At 30.4% G+C, this 24,317-nt stretch carries 25 protein-coding genes (1 of these 25 cut by a window edge); 18 read left to right on the plus strand and 7 right to left on the minus strand.

Going from position 1 to position 24,317, the window contains the following annotated elements:
• The first annotated feature begins 1 nt into the window (after window position 1).
• From pgi to DPIF8902391_RS00500, 6 genes are all read left to right on the plus strand, one after another.
• The gene (gene pgi, locus DPIF8902391_RS00475) at window positions 2-1,570 is read left to right on the plus strand and encodes a glucose-6-phosphate isomerase (RefSeq protein WP_172504724.1); all 1,569 of its coding nucleotides are present in this window, start codon (window positions 2-4) and stop codon (window positions 1,568-1,570) included.
• A gap of 136 nt (window positions 1,571-1,706) precedes the next feature.
• Window positions 1,707-4,211 (plus strand): TonB-dependent receptor, encoded by a 2,505-nt coding sequence (locus DPIF8902391_RS00480; RefSeq protein WP_058884074.1) that lies wholly within the window; start codon window positions 1,707-1,709, stop codon window positions 4,209-4,211.
• 11 nt (window positions 4,212-4,222) lie between these two features.
• Entirely contained in the window at window positions 4,223-5,320 is a 1,098-nt protein-coding gene (locus DPIF8902391_RS00485; RefSeq protein WP_172504725.1) for a hypothetical protein, read from the plus strand.
• A 113-nt stretch (window positions 5,321-5,433) separates the two neighbouring features.
• Window positions 5,434-5,856 carry a hypothetical protein gene (locus DPIF8902391_RS00490; RefSeq protein ID WP_058886201.1) on the plus strand — a complete coding sequence of 141 codons (423 nt, stop codon included), beginning with the start codon at window positions 5,434-5,436 and terminating at the stop codon, window positions 5,854-5,856.
• Between the two features lie 85 nt (window positions 5,857-5,941).
• Window positions 5,942-6,673 carry a lysophospholipid acyltransferase family protein gene (locus DPIF8902391_RS00495; protein ID WP_172504726.1) on the plus strand — a complete coding sequence of 244 codons (732 nt, stop codon included), beginning with the start codon at window positions 5,942-5,944 and terminating at the stop codon, window positions 6,671-6,673.
• 29 nt (window positions 6,674-6,702) lie between these two features.
• Window positions 6,703-7,683: an acyl-ACP desaturase gene (locus tag DPIF8902391_RS00500; RefSeq protein WP_058884077.1), complete on the plus strand. Its 981-nt coding sequence runs from the start codon at window positions 6,703-6,705 to the stop codon at window positions 7,681-7,683.
• 91 nt (window positions 7,684-7,774) lie between these two features.
• Here the strand turns inward: DPIF8902391_RS00500 and DPIF8902391_RS00505 are convergent, their stop codons facing one another.
• Window positions 7,775-8,581, minus strand: coding sequence for a nitrilase family protein (locus DPIF8902391_RS00505; protein WP_172504727.1), 807 nt, complete (start codon window positions 8,579-8,581; stop codon window positions 7,775-7,777).
• 76 nt (window positions 8,582-8,657) lie between these two features.
• Here DPIF8902391_RS00505 and DPIF8902391_RS00510 point away from each other — a divergent pair, with 76 nt between their 5' ends.
• Window positions 8,658-11,423 carry a PD-(D/E)XK nuclease family protein gene (locus DPIF8902391_RS00510; RefSeq protein WP_172504728.1) on the plus strand — a complete coding sequence of 922 codons (2,766 nt, stop codon included), beginning with the start codon at window positions 8,658-8,660 and terminating at the stop codon, window positions 11,421-11,423.
• 12 nt (window positions 11,424-11,435) lie between these two features.
• On the opposite strand, the gene DPIF8902391_RS00515 is transcribed toward DPIF8902391_RS00510, so the two are convergent.
• Complete coding sequence (locus DPIF8902391_RS00515; protein ID WP_172504729.1) at window positions 11,436-11,858, minus strand: molybdenum cofactor biosynthesis protein MoaE; 423 nt, start codon at window positions 11,856-11,858, stop codon at window positions 11,436-11,438.
• A gap of 116 nt (window positions 11,859-11,974) precedes the next feature.
• On the opposite strand from DPIF8902391_RS00515, the gene DPIF8902391_RS00520 reads away from it, so the two are divergent.
• Window positions 11,975-13,162, plus strand: a complete 1,188-nt coding sequence (locus DPIF8902391_RS00520; RefSeq protein ID WP_172504730.1) for a phosphoglycerate kinase — start codon at window positions 11,975-11,977, stop codon at window positions 13,160-13,162.
• Window positions 13,163-13,215: 53 nt separating this feature from the next.
• Entirely contained in the window at window positions 13,216-14,256 is a 1,041-nt protein-coding gene (locus tag DPIF8902391_RS00525) for an NADP(H)-dependent aldo-keto reductase (protein WP_172504731.1), read from the plus strand.
• 73 nt (window positions 14,257-14,329) lie between these two features.
• Here the strand turns inward: DPIF8902391_RS00525 and DPIF8902391_RS00530 are convergent, their stop codons facing one another.
• Both DPIF8902391_RS00530 and DPIF8902391_RS00535 read right to left on the minus strand, forming a co-directional pair.
• A complete protein-coding gene (locus DPIF8902391_RS00530; RefSeq protein ID WP_172504732.1) occupies window positions 14,330-14,629 on the minus strand; it encodes a type II toxin-antitoxin system RelE family toxin in 300 nt (99 codons plus the stop codon).
• Window position 14,630: 1 nt separating this feature from the next.
• Window positions 14,631-14,879: a hypothetical protein gene (locus DPIF8902391_RS00535; protein WP_172504733.1), complete on the minus strand. Its 249-nt coding sequence runs from the start codon at window positions 14,877-14,879 to the stop codon at window positions 14,631-14,633.
• Window positions 14,880-15,198: 319 nt separating this feature from the next.
• Here DPIF8902391_RS00535 and DPIF8902391_RS00540 point away from each other — a divergent pair, with 319 nt between their 5' ends.
• Window positions 15,199-17,406, plus strand: a complete 2,208-nt coding sequence (locus DPIF8902391_RS00540; RefSeq protein ID WP_172504734.1) for a DUF5723 family protein — start codon at window positions 15,199-15,201, stop codon at window positions 17,404-17,406.
• Between the two features lie 75 nt (window positions 17,407-17,481).
• Here the strand turns inward: DPIF8902391_RS00540 and DPIF8902391_RS00545 are convergent, their stop codons facing one another.
• On the minus strand, window positions 17,482-17,787 hold the full coding sequence (locus DPIF8902391_RS00545) for a DUF6370 family protein (protein ID WP_172504735.1): 306 nt from the start codon (window positions 17,785-17,787) through the stop codon (window positions 17,482-17,484).
• Window positions 17,788-17,810: 23 nt separating this feature from the next.
• Window positions 17,811-18,779 carry a tryptophan--tRNA ligase gene (trpS, locus tag DPIF8902391_RS00550; protein WP_172504736.1) on the minus strand — a complete coding sequence of 323 codons (969 nt, stop codon included), beginning with the start codon at window positions 18,777-18,779 and terminating at the stop codon, window positions 17,811-17,813.
• A gap of 115 nt (window positions 18,780-18,894) precedes the next feature.
• Here trpS and DPIF8902391_RS00555 point away from each other — a divergent pair, with 115 nt between their 5' ends.
• Entirely contained in the window at window positions 18,895-19,680 is a 786-nt protein-coding gene (locus tag DPIF8902391_RS00555; protein ID WP_172504737.1) for a lysophospholipid acyltransferase family protein, read from the plus strand.
• The gene (gene trhA / locus DPIF8902391_RS00560; RefSeq protein ID WP_101918604.1) at window positions 19,658-20,299 is read left to right on the plus strand and encodes a PAQR family membrane homeostasis protein TrhA; all 642 of its coding nucleotides are present in this window, start codon (window positions 19,658-19,660) and stop codon (window positions 20,297-20,299) included. The genes DPIF8902391_RS00555 and trhA overlap by 23 nt, the downstream gene beginning before the upstream one ends.
• A 2-nt stretch (window positions 20,300-20,301) precedes the next feature.
• Here the strand turns inward: trhA and DPIF8902391_RS00565 are convergent, their stop codons facing one another.
• Window positions 20,302-20,772 carry a CYTH domain-containing protein gene (locus DPIF8902391_RS00565; protein ID WP_172504738.1) on the minus strand — a complete coding sequence of 157 codons (471 nt, stop codon included), beginning with the start codon at window positions 20,770-20,772 and terminating at the stop codon, window positions 20,302-20,304.
• A 603-nt stretch (window positions 20,773-21,375) separates the two neighbouring features.
• Here DPIF8902391_RS00565 and DPIF8902391_RS00570 point away from each other — a divergent pair.
• From DPIF8902391_RS00570 to DPIF8902391_RS00595, 6 genes are all read left to right on the plus strand, one after another.
• On the plus strand, window positions 21,376-21,573 hold the full coding sequence (locus tag DPIF8902391_RS00570) for a hypothetical protein (protein WP_172504739.1): 198 nt from the start codon (window positions 21,376-21,378) through the stop codon (window positions 21,571-21,573).
• Window positions 21,574-21,630: 57 nt separating this feature from the next.
• The gene (locus DPIF8902391_RS00575) at window positions 21,631-22,368 is read left to right on the plus strand and encodes a GLPGLI family protein (protein ID WP_172504740.1); all 738 of its coding nucleotides are present in this window, start codon (window positions 21,631-21,633) and stop codon (window positions 22,366-22,368) included.
• A gap of 44 nt (window positions 22,369-22,412) precedes the next feature.
• Window positions 22,413-22,583, plus strand: coding sequence for a hypothetical protein (locus DPIF8902391_RS00580; RefSeq protein WP_172504741.1), 171 nt, complete (start codon window positions 22,413-22,415; stop codon window positions 22,581-22,583).
• A 60-nt stretch (window positions 22,584-22,643) separates the two neighbouring features.
• A complete protein-coding gene (locus tag DPIF8902391_RS00585; protein WP_172504742.1) occupies window positions 22,644-23,387 on the plus strand; it encodes a GLPGLI family protein in 744 nt (247 codons plus the stop codon).
• Window positions 23,388-23,389: 2 nt separating this feature from the next.
• Window positions 23,390-23,560 carry a succinate dehydrogenase gene (locus DPIF8902391_RS00590; protein ID WP_145993560.1) on the plus strand — a complete coding sequence of 57 codons (171 nt, stop codon included), beginning with the start codon at window positions 23,390-23,392 and terminating at the stop codon, window positions 23,558-23,560.
• A 61-nt stretch (window positions 23,561-23,621) separates the two neighbouring features.
• Window positions 23,622-24,317: the 5' portion of a GLPGLI family protein gene (locus DPIF8902391_RS00595; RefSeq protein WP_172504743.1), read on the plus strand. The gene runs 42 nt beyond the window's last position; the window shows 696 of its 738 coding nt (coding positions 1-696); the start codon lies at window positions 23,622-23,624; its stop codon lies off the right edge, out of view.

Genomic DNA, 24,317 nt, shown 5'->3' on the forward strand with positions numbered 1-24,317 from the left:
TATGCCTTTACAAAACATCAACCCAGTGCAAACTGATGCTTGGAAAAAATTAACAGCTCATTTTACCCAAGCAAAGCAGTATGAGTTAAAAACGCTTTTTAAAAAAGATAAAAACAGAAAAGAACAGTTTTCTATTTCTTTAGATGACTTTAAGGTTGATTACTCAAAAAATCACATTACTCAAGAAACCATTGATTTATTAGTTTTATTAGCTGAACAAACAAAACTTAAAGACGCAATTTCTAAATATTTTTCTGGTGATAAAATTAACGCAACAGAAGATAGAGCAGTATTACATACAGCTTTGAGAAGCAATTCAAGCAGGCCTATTTTAGTTGATTCAGAAGATATAAAGCCTAAAATACAAGCCACATTAAGTAAAATGAAGGCTTTTAGTGATGCTGTAATTTCTGGAAACTGGAAGGGTTTTACAGGCAAACCAATTACCGATGTTGTTAATATAGGCGTAGGAGGTTCTGATTTAGGACCAAGCATGGTGGTAGAAGCCTTGCAATTTTACAGCAATACATTGAACTCACATTTTGTATCAAATGTAGACGGAGATCATGTATTTGAAGTATTAAAGAAGCTTGATCCTGAAACAACATTATTTGTAATAGTTTCAAAATCATTTATGACTGATGAAACCATTACAAATGCAACTACGATTAGAGATTGGTTTTTAAAATCGGCAGCAATCACGGATGTCTCTAAGCATTTTGTGGCGGTGTCGTCTAATGTTGAGCAAGCAATCGATTTTGGAATTAATCAAGAGAATATTTTTCCGATGTGGAACTGGGTTGGCGGTAGGTTTTCTTTATGGTCAGCTGTTGGTTTATCAATTAGTTTGTCTATCGGATACGATAATTTTAAAGAATTATTAAATGGTGCCGAAAAGGTTGATGAGCATTTTAAAACAACCGATTTTGATAAAAATATTCCTGTAATATTAGCCTTGATAAGTGTTTGGTATAATAATTTTTTTAAATCAGAAACCGAAGTTATTTTACCATATAGCCAGTACTTATGTAAATTACCTGCTTATTTACAGCAAGCAATTATGGAAAGTAACGGTAAAAGTGTTGACAGAAACGGTCAAGAAATCAACTATCAAACAAGTGGTGTTATTTGGGGAGGTACTGGTACTGATATTCAACATGCCTTTATGCAGTTATTACATCAAGGAACAAAATTAATACCTGCCGATTTTATTGGCTTTGAAGAACCGTTACATGGTTTAACAGCGCAACATAAAAAATTAATGGCTAATTACTATGCTCAAATGGATGCCTTGGCATACGGTAAAACAAAACAGGAAATACATTTAGAATTAAAATTAGCAAATAAATTAGCTAAAATAAATCAATTATTACCTTACAAAACTTTTGAAGGTAACCGACCAAGTACTTCATTTCTCTTTAAAAAGTTAACACCAAAATCATTAGGAATGCTTATTGCAACCTACGAACATAAGATTTTTACACAAGGAGTGTTGTGGAATATATTTTCATATGATCAGTTTGGGGTTGAGTTAGGTAAAGAATTAGCAAAAAAAATGCTAATTAATTAGTAAAAGTGTTATTTATAGACTTTTTGTTTATTTTATTATTAGTTAACTCTTGTTAAAAAGCTTAACATTAAGTTAATATTGACAAAATGTAAAAGCAAGACCTTTGCAGCGCATTTAATAATAATTTAGATTAGAAATGAAGAAAATTAAAAATGTTTTACTAGTAGCGCTGTTCTTTGTAGCGGCAACGGTTTTAGGACAAATTCAACTTATCGGTAAGGTAGTTGACGAAATGGGAGAACCCCTTCCTGGAGCTGGTGTTATCGTTAAAGGAACTGCCAACGGAACAGCAACAGATTTTGATGGAAATTTTAAGCTAAGCGCTAAATCGAAATCAGGAGTTGTAGTTGTATCATTTATTGGTTACGTTAATCAAAAAATAGCTTATACAGCTTCAAAAGGTAATTTAGGAACTATTAAATTAGCGCCTTCAAATGTTTTAAACGAAGTTGTAATTACAGCAACATCTTTTGCGGTTGGTAGAAAAACACCAGTGGCAGTATCAACACTTAAAGCTGCTGATATTCAAGCAAAATTAGGAACACAAGAATTTCCTGAAATTTTAAAATCTACTCCTGGAGTATATGCTACCAAAACAGGAGGGGGTTATGGAGATTCTCGAATTAATTTACGTGGTTTTGCTTCTGCAAATGTAGCGGTTATGATTAATGGAGTTCCTATTAATGACATGGAAAGTGGTAAGGTATATTGGTCTAACTGGGCTGGTTTATCAGATGTAACTGCAGCAATGCAGGTTCAAAGAGGGTTAGGTGCTTCTAAAGTAGCTGTGCCTTCTATTGGTGGTACGATTAATATCATTACAAAATCTACTGATGTTAAAAAAGGTGGAAGTATTAATAGTTCAGTAGCGAATGATGGGTACCTTAAATATGGAATGACGCTTTCTACAGGTTTAACTGATGATGGTTTAGCAGTTACTGCTTCTTTAAATAAAATGTCAGGAGACGGATACGTAGACGGTACGCAATTTGAAGGATTCAATTACTTTTTAAATATCTCAAAACGTATAAACGCTAAACATAAGTTATCTTTTACAGGATTTGGTGCAAAACAAGAGCACGGGCAACGTTATAATAGAAAATCTATTAAATTTAATAGAAATACCGAACAGGGAGGAAGAAGATTTAATTCAGACTGGGGATATAGAAATGGAAAAGTTGAAAATTCAGCATATAACTTTTACCACAAACCTCAGTTATCATTAAACCATGATTGGACTATTTCAGAGAAAGCATTTGTAACTACTGCTTTGTACGCTTCTGTAGCTTCAGGAGGAGGTAGAAGAACTCAAGGAGATGCGTTTAGTGCTAGTCAACTTGATAATTACAGATTAGGTGGTGTTGATCAACCTATCGGTTATGATAAAATTGTTCAAGAAAATATTGCAAATGGGGTAAATGGAGCTTCTAATGTTTTTACATCTTCAATGAACGATCATAAATGGTACGGGGTATTATCTACCTTAAAATATGATATCGATGAAGAATTTACTTTCTCTGGAGGTTTAGACGCAAGATATTATGTAGGTTCTCATTATTATGAAGTAAATGATTTATTAGGAGGTGACTATTGGTTAAACAATAACAAAGCCTTAAAAGTTGGTGATCGTTTTAGTAAAGATTACGATGGTTATGTAAAACGTAACGGAGTATTTACACAATTAGAATACTCTAATGGAGATTTATCAGCATTTTTCTCTTCTTCTGTATCAAATACAAACTACAGTAAAGAAGAAAATATGAATGCTTTAGGAATGTCTGATAATTATAATTTTATTGGTTTTGGTAACAAAGGTGGTGTTAATTATAATATAGATGAAAAGCATAACGTATTCGGAAACATCGGGTATTTATCAAATGCACCATTTATGAATGCCGTATTTACAAATCAAAGAAATAATGAATTCAATAAAGAAGCTGTTAACGAAAAAGTATTTAGTGCAGAATTAGGGTACGGTTTTAAATCGGAAATTTTTTCAGCGAATTTAAATGTTTATAGAACTTCTTGGTTAGACAAGTCGGTTACCAGCTCTATTGTAGACCGTGTTACAGATGAACGTTTGTATGGTAACTTTACAGGTTTAGATGCATTACACCAAGGTGTAGAATTTGACTTTGTTTATAAAGTAACAGATAAGTTAAAGTTAACAGGTATGGCATCTCTTGGAGACTGGACATGGCAAAGTGATGTAAAAGGAATCATTGAAAATGAATTAGGAGATCAGCGATATGAAAAAGAAATTAACGCAAAAGGGTTAAAAGTAAATGATGCAGCACAAACTACATATGCCGCAGGATTATCGTATGAGCCAATTAAAAAGACAAAGTTTTTTGTTGATTATAATTATGCAGGTGATATCTATTCTAGAATGAATATAAGCGAAAGTACCGACAGACAAGATTCTTGGAAAATGCCAAATTATCATTTATTTGATTTAGGTTTTAGACATGGATTTAAAATAGGAGACTTTAACGCTACTTTAAATGGTAAATTAAATAATATTTTGGATACAGAATATATTTCAGATGCTTTTGATGGATCAAATCATACAGCAGAAGATGCTACGGTATATTACGGAGCAGGAAGAACATTTAGTTTAGGATTAAAAGTTAAATTTTAAAAAATAGAATCATGAAAAAAATATTTTTATTAGTAGCAGTTTTTGCAATGGTTTTTACTTCATGTGAACCATTAGAAGACATCAACGCTGAAATTGACGCACAAGAAAACGCTATTGTAGCAGATGTAGAGTATACTCTTGAAGATGCCGATTATACAAACAAAATTACAAAAGGAGGATTAGGTTTTAAATACCCTAACTTTAATTCGGAAGCAGATGCAAAAGCAGAATTACCTGCATTTTTAGCAAACAAGTATCCTGTTTTTGGAAAAAAATCATCAGCAGTAGTAACTTTTAAAGTTTATAGCAAGAAAAATAATGAAAAAAGTTTAGAAAGCTATGAAGTAACAAAAGCAGATTATACTGAAGCAGGACAGAAATATGGTAACTTTAGTAAGTTTTCTCATATTACTGATTTTTTAAACGGTAAATATACAAACCCTGCAAACAGATTATTAGTTTCTTTAACGTATAAATATTATTCAGGATCTGTTTCAACTCTTAACAACGGTTTCTTATTTAACAATGGTGCTTGGGAATTAGTAACAGGTTTTTCAAAAGAAGAATACAAGCAAATGGGGGAATCTCATCCTAATTTTTCTAGTAAAGATGAAGCCTATGCTAAAATTCCAGTATTTTTATTAGATAAATATAAATACGAGCCAAAAGAAGCAGGAACTATTCAAGGATTTATGTACAACATGTATCTTGGTGGTGGTGTAACAGATAGTTCAGTAATTTATTTCATCTTTGATGGAAGCAACTGGGCTAAATATACCAATACTGTTGAACAAACAGTTAAGTTTGGGCATGACGGAACTAATTGGGTTCCTGATAATACTATCAAATATACTTTAACAGGAGCTGATTACGCTTTAATTGGTAATGACAGATATAATAACTTTGATGTAAGAGCAGGTAAAGATGACGAAACAGAAGCTGTTCGTTTAGATAAAATTAATACAATTTTATTAAACAATTTCCCTACAGATCTTGAAGGTCAAAAATATATTGTTTCTTATTCAGTATATGACGGAGCTAATAAAGTTTTTACAATGAAACTTGTAAAACAAGGCGCTGTTTATGTTATTCAAAAAGAAGAAGCATAAAATAGTTTCATAAAATACAATTTCAAAACCACCTCAATCGAGGTGGTTTTTTTATGAGTAAAATTCACTAAATTTGCCAGCAACAAAACAAAAATTAACACAAAAACATCATGATGAAAACATTACATTCTTATTGGGCATATATAGTGCTAGCGATATTAATTTATACCGTAGTAAATGCCATTATAGGATTCGTTAAGAAAAAAGAATTTACACACAACGAATTTCGTTTAGGCTTATTTACTTTAATAACCACGCATATTCAGTTGTTAATCGGTTTGGGTTGGTATTTTATGTCGCCATGGTTTAAAGCCTTAATATCAGATACAAAAGCAGTAATGGGAGATTCATCAGCTCGTTTGTTAGCGCTAGAGCATCCATTAATGATGATTATCGCTATTGTATTAATTACTGTAGGATGGTCAAAACATAAAAAACAAGTAAAAAGTGAAGACAAATTTAAAACCTTTGCCATCTTTTATGGGTTAGCATTAGTAGTAATACTATCAAGAATCCCTTGGAATAATTGGATGTAATAGTACTTAATTCGTTTTAATTGAAATATATAGTCCCACTTTCGTGGGATTTTTTATTTTTGTATTCTACTAAACTACAATACTAATGAAATTTATAAGTTATATTATCTCTTCAATATTTGCAGTAGTCTTCTTTTCGTTGCTACTAATTTTCCATCCAATACAATGGTTGAGCTTAAAGTTATTTGGGCAAAAAGGACATCAAAAGGTGGTGAATATTATGAATTGGTTTTTAATTAAATCATTATTAGTTTTAGGAATTCGTGTACTTGTCGAAAATGAGCAAGAACTGCCAGAAAATACCAGCTTAATATTTGTATCAAACCATCAAAGTACCTTTGACATATCGCCGATTATTTGGCATTTTAGAAAGAACAATCCAAAGTTTGTTTCTAAAAAAGAATTAGGAAAAGGCATCCCTAGTATTTCTTTTAATTTAAGACACGGAGGTGCAGCTTTAATCGATAGAAAAGACCCAAGACAAGCTTTAACCGAATTGGCAAATTTCTCAAAAACTATTGGTAAAAATAACTGGTCTGCTGCTATTTTTCCTGAAGGAACACGAAGCGTAACAGGTGTGCCAAAATCATTTTCACCAAACGGTTTAAAAATGATTGCAAAATACAATCCCGAAGCTTACGTTGTTCCATTAACAATCAATAATTCATGGAAAGTGTTTAAATATGGGAAATTTCCATTAGGCTTAGGAAGTCCTATCAAAATTAAAACACATGCGCCAATAAAAGTAAATAGCTTGCCTTTTAATGAATTGATAAACAGTGTGGAAAGCACCATTAAAGAAGCAATCGATTACTAAAATAGAAACAAAACAAACAACTATATATTATGTCAATACAAAACATCCGAAAGGAAGTAATGAAAACGCTCGAAAAGAACATTGATATTTTCGTAGATAAATTTTTAATCCCTGCTGAAAAAATTTGGCAACCAACCGATTTTTTACCAAACTCACAAAAAGATAATTTTATATCAGAAGTAGAAGAAATCAGAGAATTATCAAAAGAATTAGACGATGATTTTTGGGTGGTTTTAGTAGGCGATACTATTACAGAAGAAGCATTGCCAACCTACGAATCGTGGTTGTTAGATTTAGACGGAGTTACACAACACCCCGATAACGGCTGGGCAAAATGGATTCGTGCTTGGACAGCAGAAGAAAACCGTCATGGCGATGTTTTAAACAAATATTTATATCTTTCAGGACGTGTAAATATGCGTGAAGTTGAAATTACCACACAGCATTTAATTACCGATGGATTTGATATTGGAACCGCTAGTGACCCGTATAAAAACTTTGTTTATACAAGTTTTCAAGAATTAGCAACCTATATTTCACACTTGAATGTGGCAAAAATAGCAAAGAAACAAGGGCATAAATCGTTGGCTAAAATGTCTCGAATTATCGCTGGAGATGAAATGCGTCATCATTTAGCATATACTGAATTTATCAAGCAAATTTTTGCCATCGACCCTAGTGAAATGATGTTAGCTTTTCAACACATGATGAAGCATAAAATTGTAATGCCAGCCTATCATTTAAGACATTCTTTTGAAGCAAAAGGAAGTTTGTTTGATGATTTTTCAACCGTAGCACAAAGAGTTGGCGTTTATACAGGTTTTGATTATGTAGATATTCTTAAAAAATTAAATATTGCTTGGGAAATTGATAAAATTACAGGTTTAACACCAGAAGCTGAAAAAGCCCGTGATTATTTAATGAAATTACCAGACAGAATGTATCGAATTACAGAACGAATGGTAATTCCTGATACTAAATTCAATTTTAAATGGATGATTCCAGCATAAAAAATAAATATTAAATAAAAAAAGCAATCTTAGGGTTGCTTTTTTTTTATTGAAAAATCATCAAAAAATCATCAAAAAATCATTGAGAAAATTAATTAAAATCAAACGCATCTTTATCATTTAAAAAACCAAATTTACTACGAATTTCAGTTTGTTTTTCTTTATCTAAAGTAATTGATAATGAAATTTCTTCTCCGTTATTATTTTTATCAATGCAATTTCCAAGCATATCATAACCAACAGAATTTCCGTTATATTGATGTCCGTTAGCATCCGTTCCAACCCTATTTACACCAATGGTATAACTCATATTTTCAATGGCACGCGCTTTTAATAAAGTATCCCAAGCGTCAATTCTTGAACTTGGCCAACTTGCTACATATAGTAATACATCGTAATTATCAGTGTTTCTCGCCCATGCAGGAAAACGTAAATCATAACAAATTAACAGACAAATTTTCCAGCCTTTATAATTAACGATACTTTTTTTAGTACCAGCGGTAAATATTTTTTGTTCTCCAGCAAGGGTAAATAAGTGTTTTTTATCATAAAAATCAACTTTACCTGAAGGATGCACAAATAATAATCTGTTATAATAAAGCTCTTTTTCTTCGGAATTAAAGGCTTTTTCTTTGATAATAATACTTCCTGTAATCGCACAATTTTTTTCTTTGGATAGTCTTTTCATCCAATTTACAGTATCACCATTTATGGTTTCGGCTAATAAATGTGCTTTCATACTAAAACCTGTGGTAAACATTTCTGGTAAAATAATTAAATCGATATCCGAAGAAATTTTGTTTATTTTTTCTTCAAAAAGATTTCTGTTTTCCGTAGGATTTTCCCAAACAATATCAGATTGTACAAGTACTGTTTTAAGTTTATTATGCGTATTCATTATTCAAAAAATGAAGTTGTTATTCTTATCAAAAATAAGATAAAATTTGTACTTTGGGTTGATTAAAAAAAAAGCTATGAATTCGTTTATTTCTGAAACTTTAGCGGCAATTTTAGAAACCACTAAATCATTTGAAGATGTTGTATTTATTCTTCCATCTCAAAGAGCAGGAGTGTTTGTAAAACAAACATTTAAAGATAAAATTTTTGCAGGTTTTTTGCCTGAAGTTTTGAATATTGGCGATCTTGTTGAAGATATTTCTGAAATTACAAAAGTAGATTCGGTACAATTATTATTTCATTTTTACACGATTTATAAAGAAGCTGAAGAAAAACCAGATTCGTTTGATGTTTTTTCTACTTGGGCTTTTACTGTTTTAACCGATTTTAATGAAATTGATCAGCATTTAATTGATCCGACTAAAATTTTCGTGTATTTGCGAGATATTCATCGCTTAGAAAAATGGTCGGTAAAAGGAGAATTTAAAGAAACAGAATTGATAAAAGATCACTTTTCTTTTATAGAGCGATTAGAGAAATTTTATACCGTTTTTTATAAATTTTTATTGGAAAATGAAATAGGGTATCAAGGTGTTTTATATCGAGAAGCAACGAAGAAAGTAGCTGGTTTTTTAGAAAAAAATCAACATAAAAAATATTTTTTCATCGGATTTAATGCCTTAAATACGGCAGAAGAATTCTTATTTCAAGCTTTTTTATCCGAAGGAAATACCAAGGTATATTGGGATGTAGATAAATCATTTTATCAAACAAATCATCAAGCAGGTAGTTTTTTAAGAAAGTATAAGAAAAACTGGAAATATTACGAAAAAAGTACAGGGAATAAGCTCGAAACCATTAAAAATTACTTTGCTGAAGCCAAGAATATTCAAGTAATTGGTGCTTCAAAAAATATTACACAAATAAAACATGCGGGTGAAATTTTAGCAAAATTACCAAATCATAATAATACCGCCTTGGTTTTGGCTGATGAAACTTTACTGCCGATTACCTTAAATTCATTGCCAGAAAGTGTGAAGGCAATCAATATTACTATGGGATATCCGCTAAAAGATATTCCTACAACGACTTTAATTTTTGCTATTTTTCAGTTGTTTAATAATCAAGAAAAATTACAAAAACAAACCGAGAATTTATTTTATCATAAAGATGTTGTTCGTTTTGTAAAAGATGCGGCTATTTATAAAATATTGCAAATTGATGACCTTCAAAATGTTGCAGATATTATTTCATCAGCTATTGTTACAGAAAATAATACGTTTATAAGTCGATCTAAAATCAATGATTTTTTAGCGCCTTTAGATGATGAAATCAAACAAATTATTGGGCTTGTTTTTTCAAAATTTTCAACGATATCAGAATTTTTATCTAGAATATTACAATTAATAAATGTTTTAAAAGATAGAGCAAACGATTTAGAAAAAGAGTATTTATTCCGTTTTTATACGGCTTTTACACAATTACAAAACTTACATAACGAGTTTAATTATGTACAAGATTTAAAAACCTTACATCAGTTTTTTAAACAATTAATTCAATCGGAAAGTTTATCATTTCAAGGAGAACCACTGCAAGGATTACAATTAATGGGAGTTTTAGAAACTCGAATGTTAGACTTTGAAAACGTAATTATTACTTCTGTAAATGAAGGCGTATTACCTGCAAGTAGTCAGCAAAATACGTTTATTCCTTTTGATGTAAAAATTGAATTCGGTTTGCCTACTTACAAAGAAAAAGATGCACTTTTTTCATATCATTTTTTCAGATTACTACAACGCGCTAAAAATATTTTTATCCTATATAATACCGAACATGATGTTTTTGGAAGTGGTGAAAAAAGTCGTTTTGTAACACAATTAGAAATGATGCGAAATGATATTACCGAAAAAACAATCAGCCCAAAATTAGTAACATCGCCTGTAAAATTAAAAGAAATTAAAAAAGATGAAAAGGCTTTAGAAAGTTTGCGAGAACTCGCTAAAAAAGGAATATCTCCATCGGCTTTAACCAATTATTTATACAATCCGATGGCGTTTTATAAGCAGAAAATTTTAAAGATAAACGAGTTTGAAAATGTTGAAGAAACTGTTGCTTCAAATACGATGGGTAATGTAGTTCATGATGTTTTAGATGCTTTGTACACCCCCTATATTGGTGCGTTTTTATCGGTTACTGATATTGATAAAATGAAAGTTAAAACAAAAAAATTAGTGATTTATTACTTTTCGAAACATTTTAAGAATGGAAATATTTCGACAGGAAAAAATAGGTTGATTTTTGAAGTAGCAAATCGTTTTGTTGAAAATTTTTTATCCAAAGAAAAAGACTTGTTAAAGGATGAGAATAATCGCTTAAAAATTATAGGAGTAGAAGATTTTTTAGCTACTGAAATTATGGTTGAAGGAATTGATTTTCCTATAAAAATACACGGAAAAGTAGATAGAATAGACGAGTTAAATGGCGTTATTCGAATTATAGATTATAAAACAGGAATGGTAGATGCAGCTAAACTGAAAGCCACTGATTATACCAATATTCGAGATTTAAAACATCATAAAGCAATTCAAGTAATGTTGTATGCTTTTTTATATACTAAAACGAATAATTTTGATTTTTCAAACAATTTAGAAGCAGGAATTATCTCTTTTAAAAACTTAAATGCGGGGTTTTTAAAAATGAATTTTTCAAGTAATTACAGAACTCCTGATAATCAAATAACCGAAGAGAAATTAGCTGATTTTATGGATGAAATAAAAACATTTTTAATCGAAATATATAATCCTGAAGTTGATTTTATTGAACCTGCTGATTTGCCTTATTAATAAAATTATGTATTAAGGATGTGCATTTACCCAAACCTCTCCATCTTCAAAATATTCTTTTTTCCAGATAGGGACGGTTTCTTTTAATGTATCAATAGCAAATTGACAAGCATCAAAAGCAGCGTTTCTATGCGGAGAAGAAACGGTAATAATTACAGGAATATCTTTAATTTGCAACATTCCTTCGGCATGATGAATCGCAATTTTTTTGATGCTAAATTTAGCGAGTGCTAAATCGGCAATTTTTTGCATTTCTTTAATTGCCATGGGTTTGTAGGTAGAAAAATCTAACTGTGTTACATTTTTATTTTGTGTAGTATTTCTTACTGTACCTACAAAAGCAGCAATTCCACCGCAAGCGGAATCTTCTACAAAATTATAACATTCTTGTAAATTTAGTTTTTCAGCAGTTACTTTTACGCAGGTTGTATTCATATCAAAATAATAAACAATTACAAATATATCTATTTGAAAAGCTAAATAGTGCAAACGAATCAGATTTAAATAATTATTTTTGTAGATAACAAAAACGAACACACTTTAAAAAAAATATGAAAACATTAAACGATTTTAATTTCGAAAATAAAAAAGCCTTAATCCGTGTAGATTTTAACGTGCCTTTAAATGATACATTTGAAGTAACGGATGCTAGCAGAATTCAAGCAGCAAAAGCAACCATTATCAAAGTTTTAGAAGATGGTGGAAGCTGTGTTTTAATGTCGCATTTAGGACGTCCTAAAGCACAAGAAGATGCCTTTTCATTACGTCATATTGTAGCAGAAGTAACTAAAACGTTAGGTGTTCAAGTAAAATTTGTTAACGATTGTATCGGAGATAAAGTTGAACAAGAAGTTGCTAATTTAAAAAATGGAGAAATTTTATTATTAGAAAATTTACGTTTTTATCCTGAAGAGAAAGCAGGAGATGTTGCCTTTGCTGAAAAATTAGCAAACTGGGGAGATATTTATGTAAATGATGCTTTTGGAACAGCACACAGAGCGCACGCTTCTACGGCTGTAATTGCGCAATTTTTTACTGATAACAAATGTTTTGGACATTTATTATCAACAGAAATAGAAAGTATTAATAAAGTTTTAAATGATGCGGAAAAACCTGTAACTGCTATTTTAGGAGGGGCAAAAGTATCATCTAAAATTGGAGTTATTGAAAATATTATTGAAAAAGTAGATCATATTATTATTGGTGGTGGAATGACTTTTACTTTTATAAAAGCTCTAGGCGGAAACATCGGAAATTCATTAGTTGAAGATGATAAATTAAGTTTAGCATTGGCTATTTTGAAATTAGCAAAAGAAAAAAATACAGAAATTCACTTACCTGTTGATGCTGTAATTGCTGATGCTTTTTCGAATGATGCAAATACGCAAACAGTAGATACTACAAAAATTCCTGAAGGATGGATGGGACTTGATTGTGGAGTAAAAACTTCAGAAAATTTTGCAGCAGTAATAGCAAAATCAAAAACTATTTTATGGAACGGACCTTTAGGTGTTTTTGAATTAGAAAATTTTTCAAAAGGAACTATTGAATTAGGAAACGCTATTTCAAAAGCAACTGAAAATGGTGCTTTCTCTTTAGTTGGAGGAGGAGATTCTGTAGCGGCTGTAAAACAATTTGGTTTTGGTAATAAAGTAAGTTATGTTTCTACAGGTGGTGGCGCAATGTTAGAAATGTTAGAAGGAAAAGCATTACCAGGAATTGAAGCTATTTTAAAATAAGCTATCATTTTTGAGTTAAAGCTGATAAATTTTATGTTAATTAAATTGATAAAATGAAATACACAACACTACCAAATACCGATACCAAAGTTTCTAAAATCTGTTTAGGAACCATGACTTGGGGAAATCAGAATACAGAAACTGATGGACATCAGCAAATGGATTACGCTTTATCACAAGGGGTAAATTTCTTTGATACTGCCGAATTATATTCAGTTCCTGCAACTCCTGAAACGTATGGAGCAACGGAAAAAATTATAGGTTCTTGGTTTAAAAAAACAGGAAATCGTGATAAAGTAGTGTTGGCAAGTAAAATTGCTGGTGGCGGAGAGTACACCAAACATATTCGTACTGGCGGATTTACAAGACAAAATATTATTGATGCTGTTGAAGGAAGTTTAGGTCGTTTGCAAACCGATTATATAGATTTGTATCAATTACATTGGCCTTTTCGTGGCGTAAATTGTTTTGGTGTGCGTGATTATCCGTATAAAACATCGGCAAAAGAGGCTGAAAATCATTTGGAAATTTTAGAAACTTTAAATGATCTAGTAAAACAAGGAAAGATAAAATACATTGGTTTATCGAATGAAACTCCTTGGGGAACCATGAAATATTTGCAAACTTCTGAACAACATAATTTACCAAGAATGAGTACAATTCAAAATTCGTATTCGTTAATTCATAGAGGTTATGATGTTGGAATGAGCGAAGTTTCAATGCGAGAAAACATCGGTTTATTGGCATATTCGCCATTAGCACAAGGTGTTTTATCAGGGAAATATTTAGATGGAAAACATCCCGAAGGCGCACGAGGAACATTATTTCCACGTTTTATAGCACGTTATATGAACGAAGGTTCTTTAAAAGCAGTTGCTGAATATTTGAAAATTGCAGAGAAACATGGTTTAACACTTGCTGAATTATCGTTAGCATATATTAATCAATTACCATTTGTAACCAGTAATATTATTGGCGCTACTAAAATGGATCAGTTAAAAGAAAATATCAATTCTATAAATATTGATTTATCCGAAGAAATTTTAAACGAAATTGAAGCTGTTCATGCTTTAATTCCGAATCCTGCACCTTAATAAATTGCAGATTTTAATAGAGTTTAAGAGATAAAAAAATCCGAAGTAAAATTACTTCGGATTTTTTATGTTTTTATGGAAATACTTTATAAATATCATTTCGTTTTACAAATCGAGCAATTGATACTTCGTTTATTTCTGTAAATCGCGCAATTGATAGTTTGTTTTCATTGTAGTAAATTCCTAATCTATAATCGCCAATTCGTATTCTATAAGCATCTGGATGACCAGAGAGTTTTTTTACACTAGAAATTTTTAATAAATCATCAACATCTTCAAGTTTTATAAAAACGGCAGATAAATTTTTTAGTAGTTTTTTATCTTTTATTTTTTTCAAATCTTTTTTTAAGCTTTCTAGATAAATTACGTTCATTTTATTCTAACATTTTAAAGATATCTTCTCTAGGAACTGTTTTAGTTCTATCGGCTTGTTGCATTAAAAGTAACAGCCCTAAATCTTCTTTTTGCTCATTGGTTAAACCATCTAATTGTTCTTTTTCTTTATTTTTGACAAACAATTCAATGGCTTTTTCCATCAAAGCTTTTACACTTAATCCTTCAAAAGCAGATAATACTTTGAGTTTCACAAGAATTGTATCATCGATTTCTATTAATTTTTTCATAGTGAGAAGTTTTTTTGTATATACAAAATATGATAGACGCAAATATATATAATATATATTATATATGAAAGAAAACCGAATCCGTCAACGGGAGTTTATTTCAGGTTCGCACCCTGATTTTCCGTAGTTCTTCTGTTGATGCGATGCTGAACTAAATTCAGCATGACGTTTATTGACGTTTATCTTTTTTGAAAAATATCTTTTTCATCAATTAAAATAGACTCTAAATAATCATTTTATATTTTATGATAAGAGTTCTATTGAGTAAGTAGTTGAATGAAATATAATGTATATTTTTGTTTTAAAATTAAAAAGTATTATGAAAAAAATAGGACTGTTCGGATTTCTTTTATGTAGTAGTTTACTTGTTAAAGCACAATCGTATGTTGGCTTTCATTCTGATAATTATAACGGGGTGCATGGTGTAATTTTTAACCCTGCAAATATTGTAGATTCTCGTTTTAAAACCGATGTAAATATAGTGTCGGCAAGTGCGCTTTTAAGTAATGATTATTTTGGGCTTAATCTAAATAAAATAGATAGCAATACTTTTGATGAAAATATTTTTGATAGCGATAGAAACACCTTAAAAACACCAACAAACAACAATAATTTGTTTGCAAATGTAGATGTTATGGGACCTTCGTTTATGTTTAATATCAACAAAAATAATTCGATTGCTGTTTTTACTAGAGCTCGATCGGTTGCAAATATATCTGAAATAAATGGAACTCTTTTTGATGAATTAAGCAATGATTTTGATGATGAAAAAGACTTTAATATTAATGAAGGAGACTTTAGTGGAACTGCTCATGCTTGGGCAGAAGTTGGTGTTTCTTACGCAAGAGTAATCTTTAATAATCAAGAGCACTTTTTAAAAGGAGGTTTGTCGTTAAAGTATCTTCAAGGTGCAGGATTTTACACAGCTCAAGGTAATGATGTTCATTTTGATTATGATGTAGATGGAACTGCTTTACCAGGTGGTCAAACTACGGGTTCTATTGATTCAGATGGAACAGCATCGTATTCAAGAAGTAGTAATTTAATAGACGATTCATCTGATTCAAACGATTTTGAACTTGTTGATGGGGCTACTAGTTTTGGTGCTGATTTTGGTTTTGTATATGAATGGCGTCCTGACCATAAAGACTATAAAGTAAGTAATAAAAGCGGGAAATCATTTGACTTTAAAAATAAGAATAAATACAAATTAAAAGCGTCATTATCGGTAACTGATATCGGAGGAATTTCTTATAAAGGATCAGAAAAAAACAGTTATAATTTATTAGGGCTTAATATCAATGAAGATACCTTTAATAGTTATGATGATTTAGAAGGTACTTTACAGAACATTTATACCGAAACAAAAACGACAGAAGATGTTCGTATTTCACTTCCAACGGCTTTACATATGGCGGTTGATTATAATATTAACAACCTATTTTATGTAAATTTAAACTACGATGCAGGTTTAAGAAAAGTAGCAGAAAACACCAATAATATTGCAAGCAGTATTACTTTAACGCCACGATTTGAATCAAAATGGTTTAGTTTTTATTCACCTATCGGAATTAATAAACACAATAATTTTTCATGGGGAGCAGGGCTTCGTGCAGGACCTTTATTTGTAGGGTCAGGATCTGTTTTATCAAATTTAATTTCAAAAGAATCGAAGTCAGCAGATGTATATGTTGGTTTAAAAATTCCTATTTATCAAGGGAAATTAAAAGATAAAGATAAAGACGGAATTTTTGATAAATTAGACATGTGCCCTAAGCAAGCAGGACCTCTTGAAAACGATGGTTGTCCTTGGAAAGATACCGATGGCGATACTGTTTTAGATAAAGATGATACCTGCCCAGAAGTAGCAGGAATGCCTGAAAATAAAGGTTGTCCTTGGAAAGATACCGATGGCGATACTATTTTAGATAAAGATGATACTTGCCCAGAAGTAGCAGGAACGCTTGAAAATAACGGTTGTCCTGATACTGATAAAGATGGGATTTCTGACGATAAAGACGCTTGTAAGGAAGTTGCAGGACCTTTAGAAAACAAAGGTTGTCCTTGGGCTGATACTGATAAAGATGGCGTTGCCGATAAGGATGATAAATGCCCAACTGTAGCAGGATTGTTAGAAAAGCAAGGATGCCCTGAGGTAGTAATTACCAAAGCAGCAAAAGCGAAATTAGATGAATTTGCAAGAGCTATTTATTTTAACTCAGGTAAAACAACTTTTAAGCCAGGCGTTACATCAAAATTAGATTTAATGGCTAAAATTATGCAAGAATATACCACGGCAAAATTTAACCTTGAAGGACATACAGACAGTGTAGGTTCGGCAGTAACTAATCAACGTTTTTCTGATAAAAGAGCCAAAGCAGTTTTAGATTACTTAGTAAAAACAGCAGGAATTAAAGCCGATAGATTAACCTCTGTAGGGTATGGTGAAAATAACCCAATTTCAACCAATAAAACAAGAGCAGGAAGAGCAGAAAACAGGCGTGTAGAAATAAAATTAGTAAAATAATTAGAACGCTTTACTTTATAAAAAAAGCCTTGAAGAAATTCAAGGCTTTTTTAGTTTATAAGATTAAATTTAAAACTACTCTACTATTTTAATAGCGCTTGCTTTAAACCGATTATTTTCAATTTTCCCTGTAACCGATACCTTTCTGATAACGTTACATAAACCAATATTTTTATCGTGAGCATCACCAAAATCATCAATTTTAGCACCGTCAACAAAATAGGCTTTATCGTCAATTTTTAGGGCTAAATCACAGCCTTTTTGACTATCAATTCCAAACTGACATTGCCCGCAGGAAGCTTTTGTAATAAAGGTTTTTTCAGCAGAATTTGAACAAGAAGCTATTATTGCGAATAAAAATATAAAAAGTAATTTTTTCATATTATTTTAAAATTTTCAGCAAATTAATATCCTATTTTTTTACGAACTCTTTGTAAAACATCAGCAGCTACAACACGGGCTTTTTCGGCACCAATTGCTAAGGCTTTATCTATTTCGTTTCTGTTTTCCATGTAATACGCATATTTTGTACGAACTTCAGCAAACTCTTCAATAATTAGTTCGTATAATGCTTGTTTTGCATGACCGTATCCATAATTTCCACCTTCATAATTGGCACGCATTTCAGCAATTTGAGCATCCGAAGCTAGTAATTTATAAATAGCAAAAACATTATCCGTATCAGGGTTTTTAACCTCTTCAAGCGCCTTGCTATCTGTTTGAATTCCCATTATTTGCTTGCGTAATTTTTTATCTGCTAAGAAAATATTGATAAAATTATTTCTTGATTTACTCATTTTTTCACCATCTGTTCCTGGAACTAATTTGGTGTTTTCGTTGGTTTTTCCTTGGGGTAAAATTAAGGTTTCGCCAACAGTATTGTTAAGTCTACTAGCTACATCACGAGCCATTTCTAAATGTTGTAATTGGTCTTTTCCTACGGGAACAATCTCGGCATCGTATAATAAAATATCGGCAGCCATTAACATAGGATATGTAAATAAACCACTATTTACATCGGCTAAACGATCAGATTTATCTTTAAAACCATGCGCTAATGTTAAACGTTGATACGGAAAATAACAACTCAAATACCATGATAATTCGGTTACTTGAGGAATATCACTTTGTCGATAAAAAACAGTTTTATTAATGTCAATTCCGCAGGCAAGCCAAGTAGCTGCTACACTATACGTGTTTTCTCTTAATTCGTTTCCGTCTTTAATTTGGGTTAACGAGTGCATGTCTGCAATAAAAATATACGATTCATTTTTAGCATCATTCGCCATTTCAATGGCTGGTAAAATGGCACCTAATAAGTTCCCTAAGTGTGGAGTTCCTGTACTTTGTACTCCTGTTAAAATTCTTGACATATGGCTGTTTTGAAAAAATTATCTAGCAATCTTTAGCGACTGCTAATACGACTTGTATAGTAGCAAAAATAAGCTTAAAATTGTTCAAACAAAAGAAATTACTACATTCGCATTTATGAAATACATACTTTTTCCTTTTCGATTAATTTGGCGAGTTTGGTTTTACTTATTAATGATTGTTTCGGTGCTTGTAATAGCGCCTTTTGTATTGGTGCTTTTATCTGATGAAAAATATTATGGTTCTTTTTGGAAACTAATGCGAGCTTGGTCATTTTTTTTAATTTACGCTATGGGTTTTAGGCTTAAATTTGAAAGACAAGAAGCGATCGATTCTGAAAAAAGTTATATATTTATAGCAAATCACACTTCGTTATTAGACCCGTGGATAATGATTGCATCTAGTAAAAATCCAATTTTATTTGTAGGTAAAAAAGAGTTGTCAAAAGTGCCTTTATTTGGTTTTTTTTATAAAAAAGCGGTAATTATGGTTGACAGAAGCGACCCTAATAGTAGAAAAAAAGTTTATGCCCGAATTAAAAAACGATTAGATAGCGGCTTGAGTATTGCCATTTATCCTGAAGGATTAGTGCCAACCGAAGAGGTGGTTTTAGCGCCTTTTATGAATGGTGCATTTAATTTAGCAATACAATATGAAATGCCAATTGTACCGCAGGTATATTTTGATGCAAAACGCTTGTTTTCTTGGGATATTTTTAAAGGACACCCAGGTGTTTTTAGAGTAAAACAACTTCCTTTTATACAGGTAGAAGGCTTAGCGATAAAAGATAGAAAAGTTTTAAATCAGCAAGCTTTTGATTTGTTAGAGAATGAATTATTAAATGATAAAAAGTATATGAAAGATACTAATTTAGCAAATAATGAGCGAAAAATTAAATCATAATTATAGCAATATCGAAGAAAAATTAAACGTTTTAACCCATGGTTTTGGCTTGTTATTGGCAATGATAGCCTTGCCTTTGTTAATTTTAAAATCAGTTTTTTACCAAGGATTTTGGCAAATTGCTAGTTTTAGTATTTTTGGTTTTAGTTTAATTATTTTATATGCTGCTTCTACTTTTTACCATGCCGCTAAAAACGCTAAAATCCGCCGAAGGCTTAATATTTTTGATCATGCGGCAATTTATGTATTAATTGCAGGAAGTTATACGCCTTTTTGTTTGGTGGTATTGCCCGAAAAAACAGGTTGGTATTTATTCATTTTTGTATGGTTATTTGCTTTGACAGGCGTTATTTTAAAGTTGTTTTTTACAGGGAAATTCGATAAATTATCAACCGCTTTATATTTAATAATGGGCTGGCAGGTTATCTTTTTAATAAATCCATTAATGGAAAATTTACCCTATAATGGATTATTTTATTTAATTGCAGGTGGTGTTTTTTATACGATTGGCGCTGTTTTATATTCGATTAAAAAAGTGCCGTATAATCATGCTATTTTTCATGTTTTTGTGCTTTTAGGAAGCTTTAGTCATTTTTGGGCAATTTATAAATATGTGTAATCTTACCATTTACAAAAGGGTAGTTTACTTAAATTAGAATTGTAATATTTTACAATTCCTGTAACTTCTTTTCCTAGCCAAGTTGATTTTTCAAAGAGTTCATTTTCTTCGGATAATTCTATTTCAGCGACCACTAAACCTTTATTATCGCCTAGAAAATCATCAATTTCATACGTGTGGTTATTGGCTTTTACTAAATAGCGATATTTTTCAATAATTCCTTCTTCGCATAAATTAAATAAATCTTTTGCTTCTTGCAAAGGAATCTCTTTTTCCCACTCATAACGAGTTGTTCCGCTTTTATTTGATGCACCTTTGATGGTTAAAAAACCGCTATCATCTTTTATTCGAACTCGTACAACGCGTTCTTTTTGAGAGTTTAAAAAACCTTGTTTTATATAGCTTTTTTTGTAAGCAACTTGCTTATAAGCATCCGAAGTTACTAAGAATTTACGTTCTATTTCAAAGGTCATAATTTTTTTTTGAGGATTGGTAATCGTTTGTAAATAAATCAAAGATAGTGTAGCGAAACAGATATTCCAATTCAAGTTAAACAGGTTTGTCACTTATAAATTTATTATCGCTGTAACGTGTTTTTTATCAAAAGTAAAATACTTGTGAATACTCCGTGTGTTGGTTTATAATGATTCACGTATAATTAACATTTAATTAACATTTGTGTTTTCTTATTTTCAATTAGGGTTAACCCTAAAAACGTTAACATTTATTTAACTTTTTAATTGTATGACTTAAAGGTATTTGTGTTTTTGAGAGGTGTTTTTTAACATTTAATCTCATTAATCTCATTAATCTCATTAATCTCATGAATTTATAATTAGGGTTAACCCTAATCCAATTAGGGTTAACCCTTAAAACGTTAACATTTTTTAAATAAAAAAAATTTAGTTTTACAACAGTATTAAAGAAGTAATTATTTTTTAATACTTGCTAGCTAGTAAAAAGAAGAAGGATGTTTATAAATTGCGCGCATTTTTCTTTTTAATTTTTTTGATGTAATACCCTTGTTTTTAAAATAACAGGAGTAAAAATTAATGAATAAACTTAAAATTTAAAAAATGAAAAAAGTAATTTTAGTAGTAGCAATGGTATTTGCTACAGGTAGTTTAGTAAATGCGAATACGAGTGAAGTAAGTGAAAATTCAGAAGATAAAACTTGTGCTGAAAAAGCATGGGATTATGGAACAGTTAAAGGACGTGGTAATGAGTTCAAAGAATATAAAGCTACTAATTGGTATTATATTAGATTTTGTTAAAATAAATAAGGCTAGTAGCATATTTTTTATGCTACTAGTTTCTAAATAAATTTAAACATGAAAATAAAAGCATTATTAATTATTGTTGTTTTTTTTACAATAACAGTAAAAAGTCAAATAATAAAACAGGGAACTGTAACTTATAAAAAAGAACTTATAAAAAAAATTTTTGTTAAAAAAAAGAATAATGATCTCAATTTTGATGAATTTAAAATGATTGAGGAAAAAACTATTGATGTTTTAAAATCAATTAGGTTTGAATTAAAATTCAATAGAATAGAAAGTACTTTTTCGGTTGTACCTTCTTTAATAATAGAAGAGAATAAATATGCAGAAATGGCCTTAATACCTTATGGTGATTCTAAGTTTTATAATGCTAAAAATGAAAGATTGTCAGAGGTAAACATTTTTGGTGAGGATTTTTTAGTCACTGATAAACCCTTAACTTGGCAGTTAAAAAATGAAACAAAAAAAATAGGAGATTATTTATGTTATAAAGCAATAGCAATAGAGAGAAAAATGTATAGAGGTAAAATGAAAGAGTATCCTGTCATCGCTTGGTATTGCCCTGAAATAAGTAGTTTTTTTGGTCCTATTGGTGTTGCTGGTTTGCCTGGTTTAATTTTAGAAGTTAATAAAGGGAACACAAAATATATGGCTACTAAAATTAATTTAAATCCTAAAAAAAATATAAAGATTACAAAACTAACAAAAGGTAAAAAAATAACTCGTAAAAAATTGGGAGAAATGATAAGTGAGGCTATGGGTAATTTCAAGAAAAACAAAGGGTATTAAAGATCTGATTTTAAGTGTTTTAATGTCGATGTGTTTTAATAAGTTTGACTTTATCACTATCTATTTTTAATGATAAAGTTCAGGGAGAAGATTGTCTTGATTTTGCAATTGATGCACTTGAAAGGCCTGAAGATTTTAGAGGTTCTTTAATGAATGATTTAGAGGGGACAGAGCTTATGAATCAGGCTTATGCTCAATGTAAAGGGCAAAGTTAAAACTTTTATAGACCTCTTTTTTAAGAAAGAGGTCTAGTTATAATAATAATAATAATAATAATGAAAAACACCATTTTTTTAGTAATTTCTTTATTGGTAATAACTGTATGTAATGCTCAAAAAGTGATTGGTAAAATAATATATAATGCAACTGTTGAACCAACAAAAGAGTATAAAGAAAAATATAAAAGTAAAAATTCAAGTCATGATAGGTTATTTAAAGCGATAGAAAAACAAGGGGAAAATTTTAACTTAGAACTTGTTTTTTCTAATAAAAATGCTGTTTACCAATTGATTGAGCCAATGCTTAGAGATTCTAAAGAGCAATATATTTTTAATATGGCTAAAGCAATATATAAAACCGGGCATAAGTTTTATAATTCATCTGAAAAAAAAACAATTACAAAGGAGGTTGATTTTTTAGAAGAAAAATATTTAATAGAAACTAAATATACTTTTTCAAATTGGAAAATGCTAAACAAGCAAGAAAAAATTGGAAAATATAATTGTTATTTAGCAGAGAGAGATTTTGAATATCAAACTAGAAAAGGAAAAACCAAAATTAAACAGTTAGTTTGGTATACTCCAGAAATTCCACTTCCTTTTGGTCCTTCTGAATTCGTAGGGTTTCCGGGGTTAGTGCTAAAAGTTCAGTCAGGTACAATTATATATAAAGCAAAAGTCATTAAATTAAATCCTAAAGAAAAAATTAAGTTAGATGTTTTTGAAGGAGGAAAAATAATTTCTGAAAAAGAATTTTCACAAATAACAAAAAAGGCTAGAGAGTATTTAATTAAGGGGTAGCAATGGTATTTGCTACAGGTAGTTTAGTAAATGCGAATACGAGTGAAGTAAGTGAAGCTATGTTTAATGATTGTGCTTCAGAGGCATGGAATTATGGAATTAAAAATGGAGGAGGAAATGAGAAAATTGAATATCTATTAATGGATGCATATTATGTTGGATGTGTAGGTTAAAGATAAATTTAATAAGGGAATATGCTAAATATTATTTAGCATATTCCTAAACATATATATTATGGATAAGATAAAATTAATAACAATAATAACGCTATTTTTTATAAATAATATCATAGCTCAGTCACAACAAGGAATCGTTACTTATAAAAAAAGTATTGAAAGAAAAATACCAACAGAAAAAGATAAAAAAGCTTCAAATTTTAATAAATTTGAAAGAGTAAATAAATCAATTGATAAACTACTTAAAAATATAGAATTTGAGCTTAAATTTAATGTAAAAGAAAGTTTTTTTGCGGTTATTCCTTCTTTGGCTTTGGAGGAAAGTCGATGGGGTAAATTAGCTTTGGCAGGTTCTGGAAATAATAAGTTTTACAATGCTAAAAATGAAAGATTATCAGAGGAAAATATTTTCGGTGAAGATTTTTTAGTCAATATTGAACAGTTGAATTGGCAGTTAAAAAATGAAACAAAAAAAATAGGAGATTATCTGTGTTATAAAGCAATAGCAATAGAGAAAAAAATGTATAGAGGAGGAATGAAAGAGTATCCTGTCATCGCTTGGTATTGCCCTGAAATAAGTAGTTTTTTTGGTCCTATTGGTGTTGCTGGTTTACCTGGTTTAATTTTAGAAGTAAATAAAGGAAACATAAAGTATAGAGCTACTAAAATTAATTTAAATCCTAAAAAAAATATAAAGATTACAAAACTAACAAAAGGTAAAAAAATAACTCGTAAAAAATTGGGAGAAATGATA

The organism is Tenacibaculum finnmarkense genomovar ulcerans (assembly GCF_900239495.1).
Lineage (GTDB): Bacteria > Bacteroidota > Bacteroidia > Flavobacteriales > Flavobacteriaceae > Polaribacter > Polaribacter ulcerans.